This window comes from Bdellovibrio sp. HCB-110, from assembly GCF_047323225.1.
In the GTDB taxonomy this organism is placed as follows: domain Bacteria; phylum Bdellovibrionota; class Bdellovibrionia; order Bdellovibrionales; family Bdellovibrionaceae; genus Bdellovibrio.
In genome coordinates this window covers 1965664-1986443 of sequence record NZ_CP178750.1, presented here as the reverse complement: position 1 = coordinate 1986443, position 20780 = coordinate 1965664, and the positions used below count along the sequence as shown (strand labels likewise).

Annotated in this window: 21 protein-coding genes; 4 read left to right on the top strand and 17 right to left on the bottom strand. The window is 44.7% G+C overall.

Annotated features, from left to right (window positions below; translation table 11 throughout):
- The 9 genes from glmM to ACL934_RS09570 all read right to left on the bottom strand — a co-directional run bounded on the left by glmM (window position 1) and on the right by ACL934_RS09570 (window position 8164).
- Entirely contained in the window at window positions 1–1401 is a 1401-nt protein-coding gene (gene glmM / locus ACL934_RS09610; RefSeq protein ID WP_374080317.1) for a phosphoglucosamine mutase, read from the bottom strand.
- Entirely contained in the window at window positions 1379–1801 is a 423-nt protein-coding gene (locus tag ACL934_RS09605) for a hypothetical protein (RefSeq protein WP_374080316.1), read from the bottom strand. The genes glmM and ACL934_RS09605 overlap by 23 nt, the downstream gene beginning before the upstream one ends.
- Window positions 1801–2613, bottom strand: a complete 813-nt coding sequence (cdaA, locus tag ACL934_RS09600) for a diadenylate cyclase CdaA (RefSeq protein ID WP_374080314.1) — start codon at window positions 2611–2613, stop codon at window positions 1801–1803. The genes ACL934_RS09605 and cdaA overlap by 1 nt, the downstream gene beginning before the upstream one ends.
- Window positions 2614–2674: 61 nt before the next feature.
- Window positions 2675–4618: an ATP-dependent zinc metalloprotease FtsH gene (ftsH, locus tag ACL934_RS09595; RefSeq protein ID WP_413613455.1), complete on the bottom strand. Its 1944-nt coding sequence runs from the start codon at window positions 4616–4618 to the stop codon at window positions 2675–2677.
- A gap of 98 nt (window positions 4619–4716) precedes the next feature.
- Window positions 4717–5667, bottom strand: a complete 951-nt coding sequence (gene tilS, locus ACL934_RS09590; protein ID WP_413613454.1) for a tRNA lysidine(34) synthetase TilS — start codon at window positions 5665–5667, stop codon at window positions 4717–4719.
- A complete protein-coding gene (locus ACL934_RS09585; protein WP_413613453.1) occupies window positions 5664–7019 on the bottom strand; it encodes an aldehyde dehydrogenase family protein in 1356 nt (451 codons plus the stop codon). Before ACL934_RS09585 ends, tilS begins: the two co-directional genes overlap by 4 nt.
- A gap of 68 nt (window positions 7020–7087) precedes the next feature.
- Complete coding sequence (locus ACL934_RS09580) at window positions 7088–7318, bottom strand: hypothetical protein (RefSeq protein WP_374080309.1); 231 nt, start codon at window positions 7316–7318, stop codon at window positions 7088–7090.
- 53 nt (window positions 7319–7371) lie between these two features.
- Complete coding sequence (locus tag ACL934_RS09575) at window positions 7372–7743, bottom strand: hypothetical protein (RefSeq protein WP_374080308.1); 372 nt, start codon at window positions 7741–7743, stop codon at window positions 7372–7374.
- The gene (locus ACL934_RS09570; protein ID WP_374080307.1) at window positions 7733–8164 is read right to left on the bottom strand and encodes a type II toxin-antitoxin system RatA family toxin; all 432 of its coding nucleotides are present in this window, start codon (window positions 8162–8164) and stop codon (window positions 7733–7735) included. The genes ACL934_RS09575 and ACL934_RS09570 overlap by 11 nt, the downstream gene beginning before the upstream one ends.
- A gap of 687 nt (window positions 8165–8851) precedes the next feature.
- On the opposite strand from ACL934_RS09570, the gene ACL934_RS09565 reads away from it, so the two are divergent.
- A complete protein-coding gene (locus ACL934_RS09565; RefSeq protein ID WP_413613452.1) occupies window positions 8852–9820 on the top strand; it encodes an HNH endonuclease in 969 nt (322 codons plus the stop codon).
- Between the two features lie 28 nt (window positions 9821–9848).
- Here the strand turns inward: ACL934_RS09565 and ACL934_RS09560 are convergent, their stop codons facing one another.
- The 3 genes from ACL934_RS09560 to ACL934_RS09550 are packed head-to-tail and all read right to left on the bottom strand — an operon-like array spanning window position 9849 to window position 11505.
- Window positions 9849–10142 carry a hypothetical protein gene (locus ACL934_RS09560; RefSeq protein ID WP_374080303.1) on the bottom strand — a complete coding sequence of 98 codons (294 nt, stop codon included), beginning with the start codon at window positions 10140–10142 and terminating at the stop codon, window positions 9849–9851.
- A 5-nt stretch (window positions 10143–10147) separates the two neighbouring features.
- Window positions 10148–11116: a class II fructose-bisphosphatase gene (gene glpX / locus ACL934_RS09555; RefSeq protein WP_374080302.1), complete on the bottom strand. Its 969-nt coding sequence runs from the start codon at window positions 11114–11116 to the stop codon at window positions 10148–10150.
- Window positions 11095–11505, bottom strand: coding sequence for an acyl-CoA thioesterase (locus ACL934_RS09550; protein ID WP_413613451.1), 411 nt, complete (start codon window positions 11503–11505; stop codon window positions 11095–11097). The genes glpX and ACL934_RS09550 overlap by 22 nt, the downstream gene beginning before the upstream one ends.
- A gap of 50 nt (window positions 11506–11555) precedes the next feature.
- Here ACL934_RS09550 and pgsA point away from each other — a divergent pair, with 50 nt between their 5' ends.
- Window positions 11556–12119 carry a CDP-diacylglycerol--glycerol-3-phosphate 3-phosphatidyltransferase gene (gene pgsA / locus ACL934_RS09545; RefSeq protein ID WP_413613450.1) on the top strand — a complete coding sequence of 188 codons (564 nt, stop codon included), beginning with the start codon at window positions 11556–11558 and terminating at the stop codon, window positions 12117–12119.
- 210 nt (window positions 12120–12329) lie between these two features.
- Here pgsA and aceA read toward each other — a convergent pair whose 3' ends face one another.
- The 5 genes from aceA to ACL934_RS09520 form a co-directional block, all read right to left on the bottom strand.
- Window positions 12330–13670 carry an isocitrate lyase gene (gene aceA, locus ACL934_RS09540; RefSeq protein WP_413613449.1) on the bottom strand — a complete coding sequence of 447 codons (1341 nt, stop codon included), beginning with the start codon at window positions 13668–13670 and terminating at the stop codon, window positions 12330–12332.
- Complete coding sequence (aceB, locus tag ACL934_RS09535) at window positions 13627–15237, bottom strand: malate synthase A (RefSeq protein ID WP_413613448.1); 1611 nt, start codon at window positions 15235–15237, stop codon at window positions 13627–13629. The genes aceA and aceB overlap by 44 nt, the downstream gene beginning before the upstream one ends.
- A gap of 148 nt (window positions 15238–15385) precedes the next feature.
- The gene (locus tag ACL934_RS09530; RefSeq protein ID WP_374080295.1) at window positions 15386–16945 is read right to left on the bottom strand and encodes a DHA2 family efflux MFS transporter permease subunit; all 1560 of its coding nucleotides are present in this window, start codon (window positions 16943–16945) and stop codon (window positions 15386–15388) included.
- A gap of 8 nt (window positions 16946–16953) precedes the next feature.
- Window positions 16954–17802, bottom strand: a complete 849-nt coding sequence (locus ACL934_RS09525) for an HlyD family secretion protein (RefSeq protein WP_374080294.1) — start codon at window positions 17800–17802, stop codon at window positions 16954–16956.
- Between the two features lie 10 nt (window positions 17803–17812).
- On the bottom strand, window positions 17813–19123 hold the full coding sequence (locus ACL934_RS09520) for a TolC family protein (RefSeq protein WP_413613447.1): 1311 nt from the start codon (window positions 19121–19123) through the stop codon (window positions 17813–17815).
- 108 nt (window positions 19124–19231) lie between these two features.
- Here ACL934_RS09520 and ACL934_RS09515 point away from each other — a divergent pair, with 108 nt between their 5' ends.
- Together ACL934_RS09515 and ACL934_RS09510 are read left to right on the top strand one after the other, a co-directional pair.
- Window positions 19232–19699 (top strand): MarR family winged helix-turn-helix transcriptional regulator, encoded by a 468-nt coding sequence (locus ACL934_RS09515; RefSeq protein WP_374080292.1) that lies wholly within the window; start codon window positions 19232–19234, stop codon window positions 19697–19699.
- A gap of 254 nt (window positions 19700–19953) precedes the next feature.
- The gene (locus ACL934_RS09510) at window positions 19954–20745 is read left to right on the top strand and encodes a TIGR02147 family protein (protein WP_374080290.1); all 792 of its coding nucleotides are present in this window, start codon (window positions 19954–19956) and stop codon (window positions 20743–20745) included.
- The last annotated feature ends 35 nt before the right edge of the window (window positions 20746–20780 follow it).

Below are 20780 nucleotides of genomic sequence, written 5' to 3'. Positions count from 1 at the left end.
TTATGATAGCTCTTTTTCTAAGAAGGATGCGATCTCTTCAGCAAACATGCTGATTTGTGCTTTGTCTGGTCCCTCGACAAGAACACGGATCACCGGTTCTGTTCCAGAGAAACGGACAAACACACGTCCATCACCATTGAGTTTCTTTTCAATACTGCGAATCATGTCGTTGTAGCCCGCAAGATCATGAAGCTCTGTACGACGTTTCACACGGCAGTTGATAAGAACCTGAGGCACGTCTTCAAAAACGCGATTCAGTTCACTCATTTTTTTGCCTGTCTGTTTCATCACCGCAAGAACACCAAGAGCCGCGATACAACCATCACCTGTTGTGGTGTGATCCAAGAAAATGATGTGACCTGATTGCTCACCGCCCAGGTTGTAACCATTTTTTCTCATCTCTTCGACAACGTACTTATCACCCACACCTGTTTTAACAAGCTTGATGCCGGCTTCGCTCATGCGCTTTTCAAGGCCGAAGTTCGACATCTGTGTCGCCACCAACGTGTCCCCCTTCAAAAGCCCGCGCTCTTTCATATGCAGAGCACAGATCGCAAGAATACGGTCACCGTTGACGATCTCCCCTTTTTCATCGACCATGATCACGCGATCGGCGTCACCATCAAGGCTGATACCCACATCGGCACGGTACTGTTGAACCGCTTCAGAAAGTTTTTGCGGATACAATGCACCGACTTTGTCGTTGATATTTGTTCCATTAGGATCATCACCCAATTGAATCACTTCAGCACCCAATTCTTGGAAGACCGAAGGAGCCACTTTGTAAGAAGCTCCATTGGCCGTATCCAAAACGATGCGCATACCATCTAGAGTGTACTCAAGAGGGAAAGTGCCCTTCACATAAACGATGTAACGACCTTGCGAGTCTTCGATACGCTTTGTGCGGCCGATCTCTTTGCTTGGTGGCAAAAAAGTGCTCAGATCTTCTTCAAGAACCAAACGCTCGATTTCTCTTTCCATCTCTTCAGAAATTTTAAAACCATCAGCGCCGAAAACTTTGATACCGTTGTCGTGAAACGGATTGTGAGATGCGGAAATAACAATCCCCGCAGCCGCTCTCATGGTGCGAGTTAAATATCCAATTCCTGGAGTTGGAAGTGGACCCACAAGTTGCACGAAAATTCCCATCGAGTTCAAACCACTCGCAAGAGCTTGTTCAATCATGTAACCCGAAAGACGCGTGTCTTTACCGATAACCACTTTACGAGCCAGAGCCGGAGAGTTGTTGGCCTGTTTTTGAAGCATGTAACCGATAGCTTGCCCGATTTTAACTACCATGTCCGGAGTCATTGGCCACTGATTGGCAGTGCCACGGATTCCATCCGTACCGAAAAGCTTTGAAGACTTTTTTTCCACTTTACTGACCTTTTTGTTCGTCATGAGTCGGGCCTTTCACCTTAACCACTTCCGCCTGAATCTGGTTCGGACGGACACCCAAAATTTTTACACCAATGGGGACTTCAATTTTATTCATAGGGATGTCGACATAAACAACCCCTTCGCCCCTTTGTGAGATATCAAGAGAAATACTCTGAGACAGAGAACTCTCCAAGAACTTTTTCAATGAGGATCTCGGCCCCGAAACTTTTACTTTAATGCGATCCGTGGTTTGCGCCACAACATGCATTCCTGGAGCTGTTACCAGTTCAATATCGATGTTTTTACTTAAGACAAAGTCCCTACGACCTAAGATCGTGAGCCACAAAATCAAAGAGATAAAAAGGGCGACGATCTTATAGCTGAAATTTTCCGTGATAATATTGGACCAGCGGCGTTTCATTACGTCACCTCCCCTTGCTGAGAGAAGGCTTTGTATTTAAGACCAAAGGTTTCATAAAGGGCCTTGCGGATATCGCCTAATTCGACGTTAGGGCTCAAATGCCCCCCTTGCACGATACCGATAGATTTATTTTCTTCAGAAACCACAAAGACCAACGCATCGGTTTCCTCTGTAAGACCAATGGCAGCTCTGTGGCGAGTTCCCAAGTTTTTATCAAGAGCCGGATTTTTACTTAAAGGCAGGAAACATCCTGCGGAGTGAATTTTTCCGTTACGAATTAAAACGGCCCCATCATGCATGGGGCTTTCTGGATGGAAGATGGAAGCTAAAAGTTCCGCTGAAACTTTCGACTCCATTTCTGTTCCAAATTCAATGTGATAGTCGATGACGATTTCACGCTCTACAACCACAAGCGCACCGAAGCCTTTTTGTGCTGTGAGGATAATGCCCTTTGCGATCTCTTCGATCACTTGAGTTTCTTGAATCGTGGAAGCATCACTAAAGAACGGGTTGCTTCCGATATGAGCCAAGGCACGACGAATCTCCCCTTGGAACAAAACAACCACGATCACAAATAAATTTGAGAAGAATTTTTCTAAGATCCAGTTGAAGGTGAAAAGCTCAAGCCAGATACTGAGGATGTAGCCTATTGCCAGGACCCCCAGGCCCGAGAGCATTTGAATGGTTCCGGTTCTTTTGATCAGAACCAAGATACGATAAACAACCATCCAAACCAGAAGCATATCAATCGCATCTTGCACGCGCAGATGCTGGATGATGAATACCAAGTTGTCGACAAACTGTTGCAACATCAAGATGCCTCTAAAACGTTAAAAGGCCCCGACACTATGTCGGAGCCGTTATTCGCTAATATTAAATTGTCACAGGGCCGGTGTTGCCTACGGGGTCACCTGATGGATCTTTTTTCGTAGAGACCATCACTCCCAAACCACCACCGTCTTTTTTGCTATTACGGTATTTTTCAATTTCCGTAACAGCCGCACCGTTCACAAGCATTTCAACTTCATGACCGTCGATTGTTTCGTACTCAAGAAGAGCTTGAGCCAATCTTTCCAAAGCGTCTTTGTACTCAGTCAAGATACGAACCGCGATTGTGTAACCTTCGTTGATGATTTTAGAAACCTCAACGTCGATCTCTTCTGCTTTCGCTTCAGAGTATTCTTTGTGACCTTGGTGACCGTATTGCATTCCCAAGAACACTTCACCACCGCGTTTTTCAAAAGCCAAAGGTCCAAGCTTACTCATACCCCATTCACACACCATGCGGCGGGCGATGTCAGTGGCACGTTCGATATCGTTACCTGCACCCGTTGTGATGTCTTTAAAGATCACTTCTTCCGCTGCACGACCACCGAACAAGAAGGCGATCATTTTCTCTGCCGTTGCTTTAGACAAAGACACGCTTTCTTTTTCTGGCAATGTTTGCGTCACACCCAAAGCCATTCCGCGAGGAATGATTGTTACTTTATGGATTGGATCCAAACCGCCCAATTTTTTATTCACCAATGTGTGACCCGCTTCATGGTACGCAGTCACTTTTTTATCTTCATCCGAGATAACCATAGACCTTCTTTCAGAACCCATGATGACTTTGTCTTTCGCTTTTTCAAAGTCTTCCATCTCAAGATATTTTTTATCCGTGCGAGCGGCCACCAGAGCTGCTTCGTTCACAAGGTTTTCAAGGTCTGCACCCGAAAAACCTGGAGTTCCGCGCGCAATCTTCATTGGCTCCACATCAGGACCCAATGGAGTTTTGCGCATGTGAACAGCAAGAATTTGTTCACGGCCTTTAAGGTCTGGCTTATTCACAACCACGCGACGGTCAAAACGACCTGGGCGAAGAAGTGCTGGGTCAAGAACGTCAGGACGGTTCGTCGCTGCGATCAAGATCACACCTTCCGAAGATTCAAAACCATCCATCTCAACAAGCAATTGATTCAGAGTTTGCTCACGTTCGTCATGACCACCGCCCATGCCAGCACCACGATGACGTCCTACTGCATCGATCTCGTCGATAAAGATCAAGCAAGGAGCATTTTTCTTACCTTGTTCGAAAAGATCACGGACACGGCTCGCACCGACACCCACGAACATCTCAACGAAATCAGAACCAGAAATTGTAAAGAAAGGCACACCCGCCTCACCCGCAACAGCGCGCGCAAGCAAAGTTTTACCTGTTCCCGGAGGACCTACTAACAACACCCCTTTAGGAATGCGACCGCCGAGTTTCGTGTATTTTTTTGGATCTTTCAGGAAGCTTACGATCTCTTGCAAATCTTCTTTCGCTTCATCCACGCCGGCCACTTCTTTGAACGTCACACGGTTTTTATGCTCTGTAAGAAGGCGTGCACGGCTTTTGCCAAATGACATGGCTTTACCGCCACCCACTTGAATTTGGCGCATGATAAATAAGAACATCGCCACGATCAAAATCAATGGCAACCAGTTCACGATAAATGTTTGGAAGAAACCACCACTATCAGCACGCTCGTAATTTGGAGTGATGCCGTGCTCTTGAAGGAATGCAAGCCCCTTGTCGCCCGTATTTCCCACAATCGCAAAATGAGTTCCGTTATATTTTTTTTCAAATTCTGGTTTTAATTCGCCGACGATTTCACTCGTGTCTTGGCGGAATGTCACAGAGGCTACTTCCCCGGATTTCACCGCATCGGAGAATTTCGGATAGTTAAAATCAGAGATCACTCTTTGGTGCTTACTCTCATAGGCTTGAAATAGAAAAACAGCCATGATGATCAGGAAGAACCAGAGAGCCAGCGTTTTCTGAGTTGAGCGCATTTCAGTTCCTTTCAGTCGGAGGTCAAGTCACCCTCAAGGGTAACATGGATGCCATCTCAAAAAAAGAAACTTCGCAATGAGAATTCGCCTCTCTCAAATCAGGACTGGACCTTGACTTGCTCTGCGTTAACTTCCCAGTGACACCCACCGACTTTGAATGTGATCACTTTTTGCGACTTGTCCAGGCGCTTTTGAATTTCTTCGAGGTGAGATTGCGAAAAATCGCGTTTTCCGAGGGCAAAAAGGTATTGGGCCAATAATCTTTTTTGTTCAAAAGGGCTTAAAGTGAGATAAAATCCGCGCGAAAGGCCCTGTGTCTTATAAGCCTCATTTTGACTCAGGAGATCACCCCACGGACGATTTTCAATTTCAAGTGCGATCGTTTCAAGTGAACGTGCTAAGGCCGCCGATGCACCACGCGCACGACGGTCCAAAACTTTAAGCCACTCTTCACGAATCCAATTACGCAAAGGGTCCAGGGAGGCATTTGTCGGGTCTTCAAGAACGCGCCATTTTTCTTCACGCAGATATTTTTTAAGCTCTTTTTTAGTCACATCCAAAAAGGGACGAAAAATTCCGTCTTTCAAAACGTGCATGGCTTGAAGACCTTGCGCTCCGGTTCCGCGAACTAGACGTAGCAAACGCGTCTCTAACAGATCATCGCGATGATGACCCGTTGCCAATAAATTAAACTTTTCTTCCTTCATCAAACGGTCCAGAGCTTCATAACGAAGTTCCCGATACTCGGCTTCAGATTTTGCCAAAATGGAAGATTTAAGAGGGTAAAATGCGATGCCTAATTTTTTACATATTTTTTCGCAAAAAACTTGAGCTTCCTTACGGTACTCCTGATTGGAGTCTTCACCATGATGGAAGTAACAAGCTCCTAAAAGATCTTTTTTATGAACTTTAGAAAGAACACGCAGCAGAGCGACGGAATCAGTTCCACCAGAGAGCGCGACTAAAATCTTTTTCTCTTGCAGGGAATGAAGTTTGATCAATTTCCATACATGATGATCCAGATCCTGTTTCGCTCTCACCAATTTCACTTCATCTCTCCTGCAACGGCCACTGTTTTGATATTTACGAATTCAAGAATTCCGAAATGCCCGAGTTCCCGACCATAGCCAGACTCTTTCACGCCCCCAAAGGGAATGCGCGGGTCCGACTTCACATAATCATTCACTACGACAAAACCAGCCTGCAACTCTTTTTCTATGAGTTCTTTTCCTTTTTTCAGATCCCGAGTAAACACTCCTCCACCCAATCCATAGGGGGATGAGTTGGCAGCTTGAAGAGCCTCTTCCGTACTTTTTACGACGAGAATTGAAGCCACGGGGCCAAACACTTCTTCTTTGTGAAGTTCCGGATGGTCTTTTTCAAAAACCACAACGGTTGCTGGATAAAAAGCCCCCGCGCCTTGCGGTGCTGAGCCACCCAAGACGACTTTTCCACCCCAAGATTTAAGTTTTTCAACTTGCTCCATGATTTGTTTTTTGAATTTCACACTGGCCAAAGGCGCGATCTCTGCGGCCTTCATTTCATTCACAAAATGCTGGATAAATTCTTTTGAGACTTTCTCATGTACGATAAATCTTTTTCCCGCAACACAGCTTTGTCCGCAGTTGACCAGGCGGGCTTTTACGCAGGTTTTTGCAGCCGCTTCAACATCGGCATCCTCAAGAACGAGGTAAGCATCACTGCCACCTAATTCCAAAACAATCTTCTTTAAATTCTTCGCCGCTTCCATGGCCACTGATTTTCCACCCGCACTGCTTCCGGTGAAAGTCACTCCATGCACACGCGGATCGGCAATCACTTTTGCTGCGACTTCGTGGTCAACTTGAATATTGCGCAAAAGTTTATACTTCGGTGTGAGATCCGAAAAAATCTTGCCAATAAGCTCTGCCGTTCCTGCCGTGAGATCGGCGTGCTTAAGAACAATCACATTCCCCGCCATCAAGGCCGGAGCGGCAAAACGAATCGTCTGCCACAAAGGAAAATTCCACGGCATGATACTAAAAACAACTCCCACGGGTTGAAAGCTGACTTCCGCATGGGTGTAGGGAGAAGAAACCGCCGCTTGATTGCGCAACATTCCCGGCGCTTCCTTCGCATAGAATTCACAAGTGACAGCGCACTTCTCCACTTCCGCTTTTCCTTCGGATATGAGCTTTCCCATTTCTTGATGCATCATTTGTGCTATTTCGGTTTTATGAGAACGCAAAGAGCTTGCGAGATTGTGAAGAACTTGCGAACGCTCTTCCCAAGAGGCCTTACGCCACACTTGGAAATCTTTGGCAGCATCGCTGATCGCTTTCTGCGCCCCTTCCCATGTCACATGCTCATAGGTTTTTAAAACATCACCCGTTGCAGGATTGACAGTCGAAAATGAACTCATAACAACCTCCACCAAGAAGGCTGCCATAAACAAAGCTTAAGGTAAACCGCAGAGCAGAAAGGATGTAATTAGAGGGCCGTAAAGACTTGTTGAAATGAAAAAACAAGGCCGACAAGGAAAGCCCCTGTCATCGTGCCCCAGGCGACAGACTTGTAGAACTTGCCAAGTTGCATAGCCGCGCGGGCATAAGGTCTCTCAGAAGATAAAAGAGGAATGGGCGTCACAATCGTTTTAATAAACTGGTGACAGCATCCACAAAACAAAATGACTGAAATAACGCTTAAGAGTTCTTGATCCATGACTCTCTTATCGGACGAAAATGTCTCAACTTGAGATCGTCTTTGGTCGAGTTTTAAGACTTCTTTTCAGAGTCCGAGCCAGTGTCCTTTTTTACAATATCGATTTCGGCTGTGATTTTGAATTTATGAGTTTCGGCGAATTTCGAAGCTTCCTTTACGAAGTCGATTTTTTGAATGATACCCACGATTTCTTTGGTCACTCGCTGAGTGATTTCATCTTTGGATTTATTCGCGCCTTGCAAAAGAAGATTCATCGCTTCCTTGGGAAGTTTTAATTCAGAAACATAGGCGCGCAAACTTTCCTCAGTCATGAAAGCCGCACTGACTCCCGCTGTAAAAACTTTTTTTACAGTGTCGCCAAGAAGACCTTTAAGATCTCCCGGCTGGTCTTTTTCGTCTTTCTTGTGACTGTCATCAGACGCCATAAACCTGCTTTACTCTTTTGTGGTAACTACTGATCATATTCGGAAGATTCACGCTGACCAATGCATTTGCAATAGGACCGGGAACAAACATACTGAAGGTCGCTTCGACGGTATAAGTCGCGCGAGTTTTGCCCGCTTCGTTTTCAAGTTTCCAGGAGCCCACGGATGTTTTAAAGACATCTCCAGAAGCAAATTCCCAAGTGATGCTGTTCGGAGCATTCTCTGTCATCCAAAGATTGTATTTGAACGACTTGATAACTTGAACACTGTATTCCACAAGCTTCTTATTGCCTTCCGTTTTAAGCACAGTGCACTTTTTCACTTCAGGAAGAAACTCATGATACTTGTCGTAGTCAGAGATGATTTTAAAGAATTGCTCAGGTGTACAATTGAAAACTTCGGTGGTTGATGCTTTTGCCATAGGCTTTTAGTGTGACTTTGCAGTAACACTGAGTCAATCGCCACCTAGACCATGCAGCGATTATGTTACAACTGTCGCTTTGCACCCATAAACTTCGCGAAATCTTTAATTCTCTCCTCGACTGCGGACGTTTGTTTTCGCTAAATTTTGCTCACACAGCTGTTCTCGGCTAGCGAGAAAATCTTGCCATCCATGAGCGGCCTTTCTGACGAGCATCGTGCTCGCCAGAGTAAGCAATGGAAGAGGGCCTAAAAATAAAGAAAATCCTTTAGAGACAAGTCCGCTTATCGAGAAGATGAAACTGGACACAGACTTAGTCACTCAACTTCAGTTTGAGATTCAATCTGACGAAAGCCAAAAGCACTGTGAAAATTTTGACTGTATTTCGCCCGTGTCTAGCCTTGCGTTAATTTTATTTGTAATGAAGATTTCTCTTGGGACGGTTACAGCAATTCCTTATCTCGCTGCTGCTGAAAGATATTTTCTCCAGGGAGGCGCCTCGTGTTTTTAATTTTGTTTCTTTATACATACAAAGTCTGAGCTCAATAGACGTCTTTATTAAGGAATTTCAAATCTCCATTTTCTCCTCAGAAAACTGCAAAAATCACTCTGAAATTTCCGTGGTATTGTACTTCCACGATGGCAGTTAGAAGGCCTTCGGAATAGGTGCTTATGATTGGAGAAAAAGTGAATCTCAAAATATTGAATAAATTTGAACTTGATCAAAGAATTAAATCATTAGTTTCTAAAGAACGTGAACTGCTTCACGAGATTCTTTTGACCATCAAAGAAATAGATCAACGCAAGTTGTATTTAGAATATGGTTTTGCAAATTTATTCTTATATCTTGTTGAAGGCATTGGTTATTCTGCAGGAAGTGCTCAACGTCGAATTGATGCGGCAAGATTATTGGGAGAAGTTCCTTCTTTAGGAGAAAAGATTCAATCCGGAGAAGTGAAGCTCCACCAGGTATCTTTAATTCAGAAGGCGGCGCGAGACGTCTTTAAAACCACCCATAAGAAAGTCACTGCTGAAGAAAAACAGGAACTTCTGGAGCAAATCACTTCAAAGAACTTCCAAGAATCACAAAAGGAAGTGGCTTCATTCTTTGATTTACCTGTGATTGAAACGACAACTCAAGTTACTCAAGCTGATGAAAGTGTTCGCTTATCTTTGACGATTTCAAAAGAACTGGCTGACAAAATCCAACGAGCTCAAGCCCTTTTATCCCATGCTATTCCTTCTAATGATATTGTGGACTATTTGGAATATGTTACTAATCGTGTGATCAAACAGAAAACTACCGTAAGAATTAAAAACGATAGCAATAGGCATGATATTATTGAACAAGAGAATATCGCTGCTGAACAGAAACCTATTATTTGCAACACCGGTCAAAAAAATATTGCCATCGCGGAAGTAAAACCCTTCACCGCGAGAACTAAAAAGATACTTATCAATAAAGATCAATGCTGCCAGTTCCGAGATCCCGTAACTGGAAGAAAGTGCTTTAGCCGGTGGTTTCTTCAAACGGATCACAAACAAAGTCGATGGGCTGAAGGAAAGAATACTCTTGAAAATGCGCAACTTCTTTGTGCTCAACACAACAGATTGAAATATCGTCAAGAGACTGGATTAAAATATCTTTCACAGTAATAAAAAACTTAACCAACCGGGAAGAATTCTACGATTTTTTAAAGAGAGCTTCGGCCGCAGCACGAAGAGCGGCGGCTTTATCAATACCACCAGCGCCACCTTTGCGTGGCGAAAAGAAATCGCAGAAGTTGGCGCGATCTTTTTCGCGCACAACATCGGCCTGAGTTTCACGGCACTCATTATAAACTTTAGGATCATAGTGCTCACAGTTTTTGCAAACATGAACATCGGAACGACACTGAGGACATTCCTCGCGTCGTCCAATAATTCCAGAGAAGGTCATCTCTTTGCTGCAGTTAAAACAAATGAGCTTTGTTTCCATAATCCTTAGTTTTTCAATTTCGGTTTACGCTCAAGATCGTGTTGAGCTTCAATAGTACGGATTGTACCAGTTGCCGAGCGCATGACTATAGAATGCGTTTTTGCAATACCATTGCCTAGGAAGCGAACGCCTTTAAGCAAGGAACCGTCTGTCACGCCTGTTGCGATAAACATCACAGAACCTGAAGCCAACTCATCAATTGTGAATTTCTTCTCTGGATCTGAAAGTCCCATGCGTTTTGCACGGGCTTTTTCTTCTTCGTTTCTGAATTTCAAACGACCTTGGAAATCACCACCCAAACATTGCATTGCTGCGGCCGAGATCACACCTTCTGGGGCACCACCGATACCCAACAACATATCAATACCTGAATCAGGCCATGCTGCTGCAACCGCCGCAGAAACGTCACCATCACCAATCAAGTTGATACGTGCACCTGTTTTACGAGCTTCTGCAATCAAAGCCTCATGACGAGGGCGATTTAAAATTACAACTGTGACTTCACTCACTGGTTTATTCAAAGCCTGAGCAACCGCTTTAATATTTTCAGTTGCTGACTTATCAATATCAATTTTTCCACGAGCCGCAGGACCGCAAGCGATTTTATCCATGTAAGTGTCTGGCGCATGCAGGAATTTTCCGTGCTCAGCTACAGCAATCACAGAAATAGAACCCGGCCCACCCGTGGCACAAATTGTTGTTCCTTCAAGAGGGTCCAAAGCAATATCCAATGCCGGAGCATCGTCTGTTTTCTGTCCGACTTTTTCACCGATATAAAGCATCGGAGCCTCATCACGCTCCCCTTCACCGATCACCACAGTTCCGTCCATGCGGATCACGTCGAATGCTTTTCTCATCGCATCGACAGCGGCTGCGTCTGCTGTTTTTTCTTCACCACGTCCGACCCAACGAGCGGAAGCCAAAGCGGCTGCTTCCGTGACACGTACAAATTCTAAAGCCAGGTTTCTGTCCATTGTTCACTCTCCATGGCGGCTTTCATATCGGCCGGCAATCTTAATAGTTTTAAATCCAATCCTAAAGACACATGCACCGTTTTAGCGACCGAGCAGATTTCCTTGTTACGTCCGCGCAGACGATACTGAAAAATGATGCGATTGCCTTCGGTTTTTCCCTGAACTTCGATTTCCAGGTCGTCTCCGAAAAAAGTGGGTTTCATGTGTTTGACCTGAGTTTCATAAACAGCAAAGTGACTAGCTGATCCGGGCTTTTGATAATCAATGAGGCCCTTTTCATGCGCCCATGCGACCCGCGCTTCTTCATAGAAACGCAGGTAATTGCTATGGTGAACAATACCCATAAGGTCTGTTTCGTAAAACTGCACTTTGTGACGATGAATAAACATTGATTCTTTCTAGTCTAAACTGATAGGTTGAAGCAACTAAAAGGACAAAAATGGCCGTCACGGAATTTCAAAAAAATCTTCCTATGCGAATCACCATGAGCCGCGTTTTCGCTGTGCCCGTTATTGTGGCAATGATGTGGCCCAACACTCTGTATTGGAACATCGCTGCGGCTGTCTTTTTTATTTTCGCCTCTGCCACTGATTATTTCGACGGCTACTATGCTCGCAAATACAATGCTGTTAGCAATTTCGGGAAATTCATGGACCCGATTGCTGATAAGATTTTGGTGACCAGTGTTCTAGCGATGCTTTTGGCCCAAGGTAAAATCGATGCCTGGATGGTGATCATTATCCTCGCCCGGGACAACTTTATCGGCGGTATCCGCTCCGTTGCTGCGGCAGATCAAATCATTATTGCGGCCAAACCGGCTGGAAAATGGAAGACCGCTATGCAGATGGTGGCCATTCCCATTGTAATTATTGGAAATATGGACCCTTACCTGCCGTATTTGGACAAAATCGGCTACGGCGTCTTGTGGATTAGCGTCATTTTGAGTATAACAAGCGGTATTGAGTACTATTTAGGTTACCTAAAAAGTAGAAAAACTACTTAGGACGTTTTTGTATGCTTATGTACCTATCACCTAGCAACTGGCTTTTGATTTTCTTAGCCTTCCTTTTGACAGGCTATTTGAAAATCGCGTCGGCTAAACCGACGAAGCCTGTCTTTTTTGCGAGTTCATCTTTCTCTCAAATTCTTCGCTAATAAATAAAAAAGGCGCCCTTTCCAGGACGCCTTTTTAATAAAATCAATAAAGAAAAAACTAACGAGCCTCTTGCTGAACTGACTGCGATTGCGGTTGTTGTTGTGGTGGCGGAGCATGGAATTGCTCTTCTGTCGATCCACGCAAAGCTCCCGTAGAGGCCTTTCCCTCCATCACCGTTTGTAAAACATGATCGAAGTACCCCGTTCCCACTTCAGCCTGATGTTTGACGGCGGTGTAGCCATGATCAGCTGCTGCGAACTCTTTTTCTTGAAGTCTCACATAAGCCGTCATGCCGTCTTCCACATACTGATGAGCTAAATCAAAAGTGTGATAGTTCAACAAATGCCAACCCGCCAGAGTGATAAACTGAAACTTATATCCCATGTGCCCTAAGCGATCTTGAAACTCGGCGATTTCTTTATCACTCAAATGCATCTTCCAATTAAAAGACGGCGAACAATTGTAAGCCAAAACTTTTCCTGGATATTCTTTGTGAATTTCACGAGCAAACATTTCTGCCTCCTTCAAATCGGGCTTCGAAGTTTCAAACCATAAAACGTCAGCCCATCGAGCGTAGGTTAAAGATCTCGCGATCGCATATTCCAAACCTCCACGGATCACATAATAACCTTCCGGAGTTCGCTCTCCAGTCAGGAAGGGTTTATCCGCCGGATCAATATCAGAGGTCATAAGAGTAGCACTTAAGGCGTCAGTTCTAGCGACAATAACAGAAGGAACGTCGAGTACATCCGCCGCCAGACGAGCCGCCTGCAAAGTGCGAACGAAGTTACTGGTCGGAACTAAAACTTTTCCCGCCAAGTGACCGCATTTCTTTTCAGCCGCCAATTGATCTTCAAAATGCACACCCGAAGCTCCGGCCTCAATCAAAGACTTCATCAGCTCAAAGGCATGCAAAGGTCCACCAAATCCTGCCTCGGCATCGGCGATGATCGGCGCATACCAAGAAAGACCTTTCATGTCCTTTCCAGACTGATTGGCAATTTGATCGGCGCGAATAAAAGCATTATTAATTCGCTTTACTAAAGCCGGAACAGAATTCGAAGGATACAAACTCTGATCGGGATAAGTTTGACCGGATAAGTTTGCATCCGCAGCCACTTGCCAACCACTCAGATAAATGGATTGCAGTCCCGCCTTCACCATTTGCACCGCTTGACCTCCCGTCATCGCACCAAAGGTGTTTAAATAGCCAGGCCCCGTGAGACCTTTCCAAAGTCTTCTGGCCCCCATATCTGCAAGCGTGTGTTTCACCTCGATGCTAGAGCGAAGTTTCACGACTTCTGCTGCCGTGTAATTCCTTTGAATTCCCGCCCAGCGTTTATCCGTGTTCCAATTATATTCGAGCTGTCGTGATTGAAGCTCCGGACTTAAGATCATTTTCTTCTCCTTTACTTTCAAGATGGTTTAAAATTTCATAAGCGCCTGTAGTTAGAAATTCAGGAAACTGATTTGTCAGAACGAGAGAGTTTAAAAGACTCACAGCTCGATCCAAATACGGCAGATTTTCTGGAATCAACTTTCTGACTTCATCCGTAAGAATGTCGTGATAAAGCTCGGCCGTAAAAAATCTTCCGTCGGCAAGTTTGACTCCGTGATAGAGCCACTGCCACAACTGACTGCGGGAAATTTCCGCCGTGGCCACATCTTCCATAAGGTTATGCAAAGCTGCGGCCCCAGTTCCAGACAACCAACGATCCAAGTAAAGCAGACTGACATTGATATTTGTGCGCACACCTTCTTCTGTGATTTTGAGCTCCTTAAAGGAGAACTTCAAAAGATCGTCTTCTTTAATTTTCGTGGGTGGGTTTTGTTGCTTCTGATGAGACCCTTGTCCCAAGGCACGACTCATTTCCTTTTCTGCCACTGGGATTAAATCCGGATGAGCGACCCAGGTACCATCAAAACCCAGACACGCTTCGCGGAATTTATCCTGCGCCACTTTTTGCATAGCGCGTTCACTCAACTCGGGGTCTTTTCTATTAGGAATGAATGCAGCCATCCCGCCAATGGCGTGAGCGTTTCGACGATGGCAGGTTTGCACCAGAAGCTCACAATAAGATTCCATCATTGGAATCGACATGGTGATTTCCGCACGATCCGGGAAAATCAAATTATCGCTGAAGTTGAATTTTTTAATAATGCTGAAGATATAATCCCAACGACCGGCATTTAATCCCGAAGCATGCTCTTTTAAAACATAAAGGATTTCATCCATTTCATAGGCTGCCGTGATCGTCTCAATGAGGACTGTTGCACGAATGGTTCCTCGCGGAATGTGCAAACGATCCTGTGCGAAATTGAAAACGTCATTCCACCAAGCCGCCTCTTCGTAATTTTCCAATTTAGGCAAATAGAAATACGGACCACTGCCCCGAGTGATCAACTCAAGAGCGTTATGAAACAAATAAAGTCCGAAATCAAAAAGCGATGCCGAGATCGCCTGTCCGCGAATTTGGAAGTTTCGTTCTTCCATGTGCAATCCCCGAGGGCGAACAACCAGTGTCGCTGTTCTATCTTTGAGAGCATATTTTTTTCCATCTTCACTTTCATAGGCGAGAGTGCGGCGCACGGCTTTCTTTAAAGAATCTTGCGCTAACAAAATATTTTTCCATGTCGGAGAAAGAGAATCCTCCAGATCCGCCATAAAAACTTTTGCGCCAGAATTTAAAGCATTGATCATCATCTTGGGCTCTGCCGGGCCCGTTATTTCCACTCTGCGATCTTCGAGATCTTTCGGTGCCGGTGCGACACTCCACTGTGAGGATCGGATACTCGTAGTTTCTTTGGGGAAGCGAGGACGTATGCCTTGCGCGAACTGTAACGAATGGGTTCGTCGTCGCAACAGTAAATTGCGTCTGAGGTTGTCGAATTTCTCATGCAAAGAGATTAAAAACTCCGCAGCATCCGCGGAAATAATTTCTGCTTTTGTGATTTCTTCGTTCATGACGACACTCCTTGGATTTCTTAAGAGTGTCTTTAAACGCCAACAAACAACAAGTGACGTTATTGCAATTTCTGCTGTATTTACCAAAACTTAGACTGAATGCGCCCAAGTATTTACTCTAACGATGTCAGCCGACACCGTTAGCGTTTTAATGAGCATCGACAACTTTATTGGTCTTCTCTTTGAATCTTAGCAGATACAACGGAATGAAAGAGATCGCGAAAATGATCATCATCATGAACATAAGTTGTTTAAAACTCAGCATGAAAACTTGATTTTGAATTCGCGCATAGAGACTTTTTAAAGCCGCATCACTGCCGCTGGCCATTCCCAGACCTTCGCTCATTTTCTGCCCTAAACCGCTCGCGGATGAGTAATACGCACTCTGCGCATTAGAGTTTAGCAAGGACACTTTGGTCGATAGGTCTAAATAGTTTTGATGACTGTTTTTATTCAGCATCGTGCCGATCAAAGCAATACCAACACTGCCACCGATCTGACGAGCGAGATTTAACAGTCCTGAAACTTGACCTAACTCCATGCCTTTAAACTGACTTAAGATTGACGAATTGATGGGAACAAACAAGAAGGCCATTCCAAATCCACGCACGAAGAGCATGCGCAAGATTTCCCCTTTAGATGAGAGAGGAGAAAGCAACGTCATCAAATACAAACACACTTCAAGAGACAGCAGACCGATAAAGATCAACCACTTTGGATTTGTCCCTTTGTACATCTGACGTCCCACGAAAGGCATCAATGCTGCCGTCAACAAAGAACCCGGAATGAAAAGCATTCCCGTTTGAGTGGCATCAAAATGCAAAGTTCTTCCCACATAGATGGGCAAAATAAAGACCACACCATAGAGGAAGAAACCCACCATCCCCATCAAAAGCACGCCATTACTTACCAAAGGTTTTAAGAACAAACGCACATTGATGATCGGATTTTTTACTCGCAGTTCCCACCATACGAAAAGTGGCAAACAGACCGTCGCGATGATCGTGTTAAAGAGAATCAACTTTGAAGCAAACCAGTCTTCCGATTCGCCTCGCTCAAGAACGTATTGCAAACAACCAATGCCCAACACAAGAAACGTCAAACCCCAAATATCAAGTTCGTGTTTTTCTTCTACGTGGCCTGGTTCTTTCGCGCGATCAAAGATCACCATGGCGCCAATAAAGAATGCGATAAGACCCAAAGGAAGGTTGATATTGAAAATGGATCTCCAACCAAAAGTATCAGTCAGATAACCACCCATTGTTGGACCTAAAGTCGGACCAATCATCACACTCATCCCAAAGATCGCGCCTGCGATGCCGGCTTTTTCTTTAGGAAACTGCTCATAGATGAGAGTCTGCGACGTCGGAAGAAGAGCTCCTCCGGCAAGACCTTGCAAGATTCTAAAAACTGTCAGGGTTGCAAGATTTGGAGCCAGACCACAGGCTACAGAAGTTGCCGTGAATAAAAGAATACAACCTAGAAAATAAGTTCTACGGCCGATTCTTTCACCCAGCCAAGCCGACACAGGAAGGATGATCGCATTGGCAATGGCATACCCGGTAATCACCATACTGATGTCCTCAAGGGTCGCCCCAAGATTTCCCATCATGGTTGGCAATGCCACATTCACGATCGAAGCGTCGATGATCTCAAGAAGAGAAGCCATCACCGCGACGACGATTATTAGAACGCCTTCCTTTTTCATAAAAATCCTTAGTGTTTGTGAACTTTCACAAACGCAGAGAGTCCCGCTTTAAGAGCTTCAATCTCTTGCTCGCTGACGTTTTCAAATTTGATTTTTACAGGAACGCGCTGAACAACCTTCGTAAAGTTTCCCGTTGCATTGTCCGGAGGAAGCAAAGTGAATGTTGCACCTGTTGCAGAACTAATAGACTCTACTATACCGACGAAACTTTTTCCGGAAATAGCGTCGACATCGATATTAACCTTCTTACCTGGTTGAACGGATTCGATTTCTGTTTCTTTAAAGTTAGCAGTGACCCAACGTTCACCCGCATCCACAAACCCGATCAAAGGAACACCTGGTGCCGCGAGTTGCCCGACTTCAACAGATTTTTTGGCGATAAACCCATCTGAAGGAGCTTTGATATGCGTGTTTTCAAAATTCAATTCCGCTTGGGCCACTTGCGCTGACAAAGCTTCATACTTCGCCCGGGCTTCTGCCAGAGCTGTTGATGAACTGTCGTATTGTTGTTGAGAAACCACACCTTTAGAGAACAATTCAGAAATACGTTTTAGGTTTTTCTCCAAATCGCGTTTGCGCGCTTCAAGAGAAGACAACTCACCCTTCATTTGGCGAAGAGTGTTTTGATAGTCGCGATCATCAATCTCAACCATCAAGTCCCCTTTTTTAACTTTCATACCTTCAGCGATATGAACAGTTTTCACGTAACCACCGACTTTAGATGCAATCATGACAGAGTGGGCTTCCACTTGTGCATTGTCCGTTGTGACATACATAAAGTGTTCATAAAGGAAATAAACCCCAATAAGTACCGCAACCGCACCGACACCTGACAATATCTTTTTCTTTTTATCCATTTTCAAAACCTCAATTAAACTGAACTAATTTTTGACCCGTACTCAGCTCAAGATTCACAATGGCCTCAATAGCCCCGATCTGAGCATTCACTGCACCGGCTTTGGCGCGATAGAGCTCGGCTTCGGCATCAAGAACATCTGTATTTGTTCTGGCTCCAACCTTTTGCCCTTCACGCGATAAACGAACGCTTTCTTCCGCCTTGATGATGTCGTTTAAGCGAGCTTCATAGACGGAAATATAATAGACGTACTTTCTTTTCCAGAAATCGAAATCCCTTTTGGCTTTCAATTCAGCCTGGCGCAAAGTTTTTTCTGCTTGGTATTTTTGCTCAATGCTCTGTTTGGATTTAGAGATTGATGTCATTCCGTCAAAGAGATTCCAAGTCAGACTGACTCCATATTGATAGGCATCGCGGAAGTTATCATAATCGTCGAAACCTTCATTGCGATTGTTGTAGTATTGATACTGGCCAAACAAGGCGATGCGCGGAACCCAATACTTTTCAGCGGAGTCTTCTTGATGACGGAAGCCCTCTGCCTTTTGTTTTAAAGATTCCAAGTCCCTTCTTTCTTCCGGCTTGAATTCCTTAAGACTTGCCACCATTTCAGCTTTAAGTTTAGGAAGAGCTCCGTCGACTTCCGTCACGTCCGTATCTTTCCCAAGAGCTTCACTTAAACGAGCGCGACTGATTTCAACGTTGTCTGTGGCGTTCAAAAGTTCTGACTGCGCTTCACTCATTTGCACTTCAACGCGCAAGACGTCGTAGTTAGTTGACGACCCCACCTTTTTAAAAAGTCGAACATCTTTAAGATGGTCTTCCAGAGCGCGGACGTTTTGTTCAGCAACGGCTTTTAATTCCTTTGCGGCGACCGCTTTATAGAAAAGCACTGTCACCTCACGCTCTACCGTGAAACGAGTCCAGTCATATTCACTTTTCGCAGAGTCTTCAAAGGCACTGGAACTCAGATATCTATTTGTACTTGAGAAACCATCAAAGATGGACCACTGCGTGGTTAAATAGAGATTCGTCGTGGGAACGACTTGCGGAATGGACGCGGGAGCCCCGCCCAGATTCACGTCGACCAACGCATATTTCTTATCAAAAAGATACGTCGCGTTCGCACTCAAGGTCGGCAAGAATCCGGAATAAGACTCTGTCTTTTTCCAGCCGGTCTCTCGATATTGCGATTCTGATCTTTGTACTTTGGGGGAACTTCCGAGGGCTTCTTGCACAGCCTCATTCAGTCGCAAGCTTTCCGCCTGTGCTTGAATCGAGACGAGGGCAACAAAGCTAATACCAAACAGCTTGCTACACTTCATAAAGGAATTCATAAGCCACCTAATCTGTAATGGTTTTAACCGAAAACCGTTTGCGATGCAAACTATTTGTGTTACTATCAATTAGCTCTCAATAAACAGGAGGCCTCATTGAAAGCGAATGATCTAACAATTTCAGGCATCGCAGGATGCGAAACCCCGGGCGTCCATCCCGCTTTAAAAGTCTACTTTGGGTACTGTCTCACAAAAGCCGCACTCAAACATAAAAGTATGCTCGCACAAGAACTCAGTAAATTTAAAGTTGTAGGTCCACAGCTAGGAATCATGAAGCTTCTTCAGATAATGGGACCGACAAGCCAAATCTCTTTGGGACAGGATATGCACGTCGACAAAGCCTCCATGGTAAAGTTCATCGACGGCTTGGAAAAACAAAAATTCGTCCGCAGGGTTACCGACAAAAAAGATCGCCGCATTAAACTTGTAGAGCTCACCGAGAAAGGCGCTAAGACTCTTGAAATACTTGCCGAAATTCGCAAGCAAGTTGAAGACGAGTTCCTCTCCCCTCTCACGAAAAAAGAAAAAGAAGTCTTAAAAGAAATCGTCTCTAAACTCGTTTAGTCTCTTTGGATTTCTTACACACCAAAGAAAGAGAACTCTGCACCGATGAAAGACTGGTGCCCCCTAATGAAGGGATCTTAGGTCTTTACTAAGATTATAAAATCACTCGGGTTTTCTTAAGAACATTACGTAAGTGACGGGAATCACGACCGCTTTTTGTTTACGGAAGTTCTCGGAATACGCCGGAACAAAATGCAGAGGTCTCCTCACTAGAGGGTGGACTCTAGAAGAAAACTTACTTACAACCCTTCCCCATGGCGAAACATCACTATCGAGACTATATATTAAAAGAACTTGAACGAAGACAAAGAAAGAATCCTTCTTACTCTTTGAGAGCTTATGCTCGTGATTTGGAAGTTCCTTGCTCACGATTGAGCGAAATTCTTAATGGCAAAGTCGGTCTTTCAGAATCACGCGCAATGAATCTTGCAGTAAAACTGAATCTTGCGCCTTCAGAAAAAGATTTCTTCGTTGACCTCGCGCTCTCTGAACACGCCCGCAGCGCCGTTCTTCGCGATATGGCATTAAAACGCGTGCAAGCTCGTGAAGAAGCTTTTGAAAAATTCGGCGAAGAACAATTTGCTGTGATCTCGGACTGGTATCACTCTGCCATTGCTGAACTTCTTAACTTGAACGATTTTGAAGGCACTCTTGAAAATATCGCCAATCGCTTGGGACTTTCTGCCGACACCACGGAGAAAGCTCTTGAACGCCTTGAGGCCCTTCAGATTATCAATAAAGCCAATGGCAAATGGGTTTCTAATAACAATAAATACTCTTCATCATTTGGTGGATCTTCAGAAGGAGCTCGCAACTTCTTTATGCAAATGCAACAAAAGGCCAACGAAGCCATGGAGCCGGGAAATAAGAAACGCTGGGACATGGGCTGCACTTTGGTTCCTACAAATATCCAGAAAGCCAAAGAGATCTCTAAAAAGATCCGCGAGTTCCGCCTGGAAGTCATGCAGGAGCTGCAATCCGTGGAAACAAAAGATTCTCTTTTCGCTCTCTCAACAAGTTTCTTTGAACTGACAGAGACAAAATAGCCATTAGTAAATACGATAGAGATATTAAATCTATT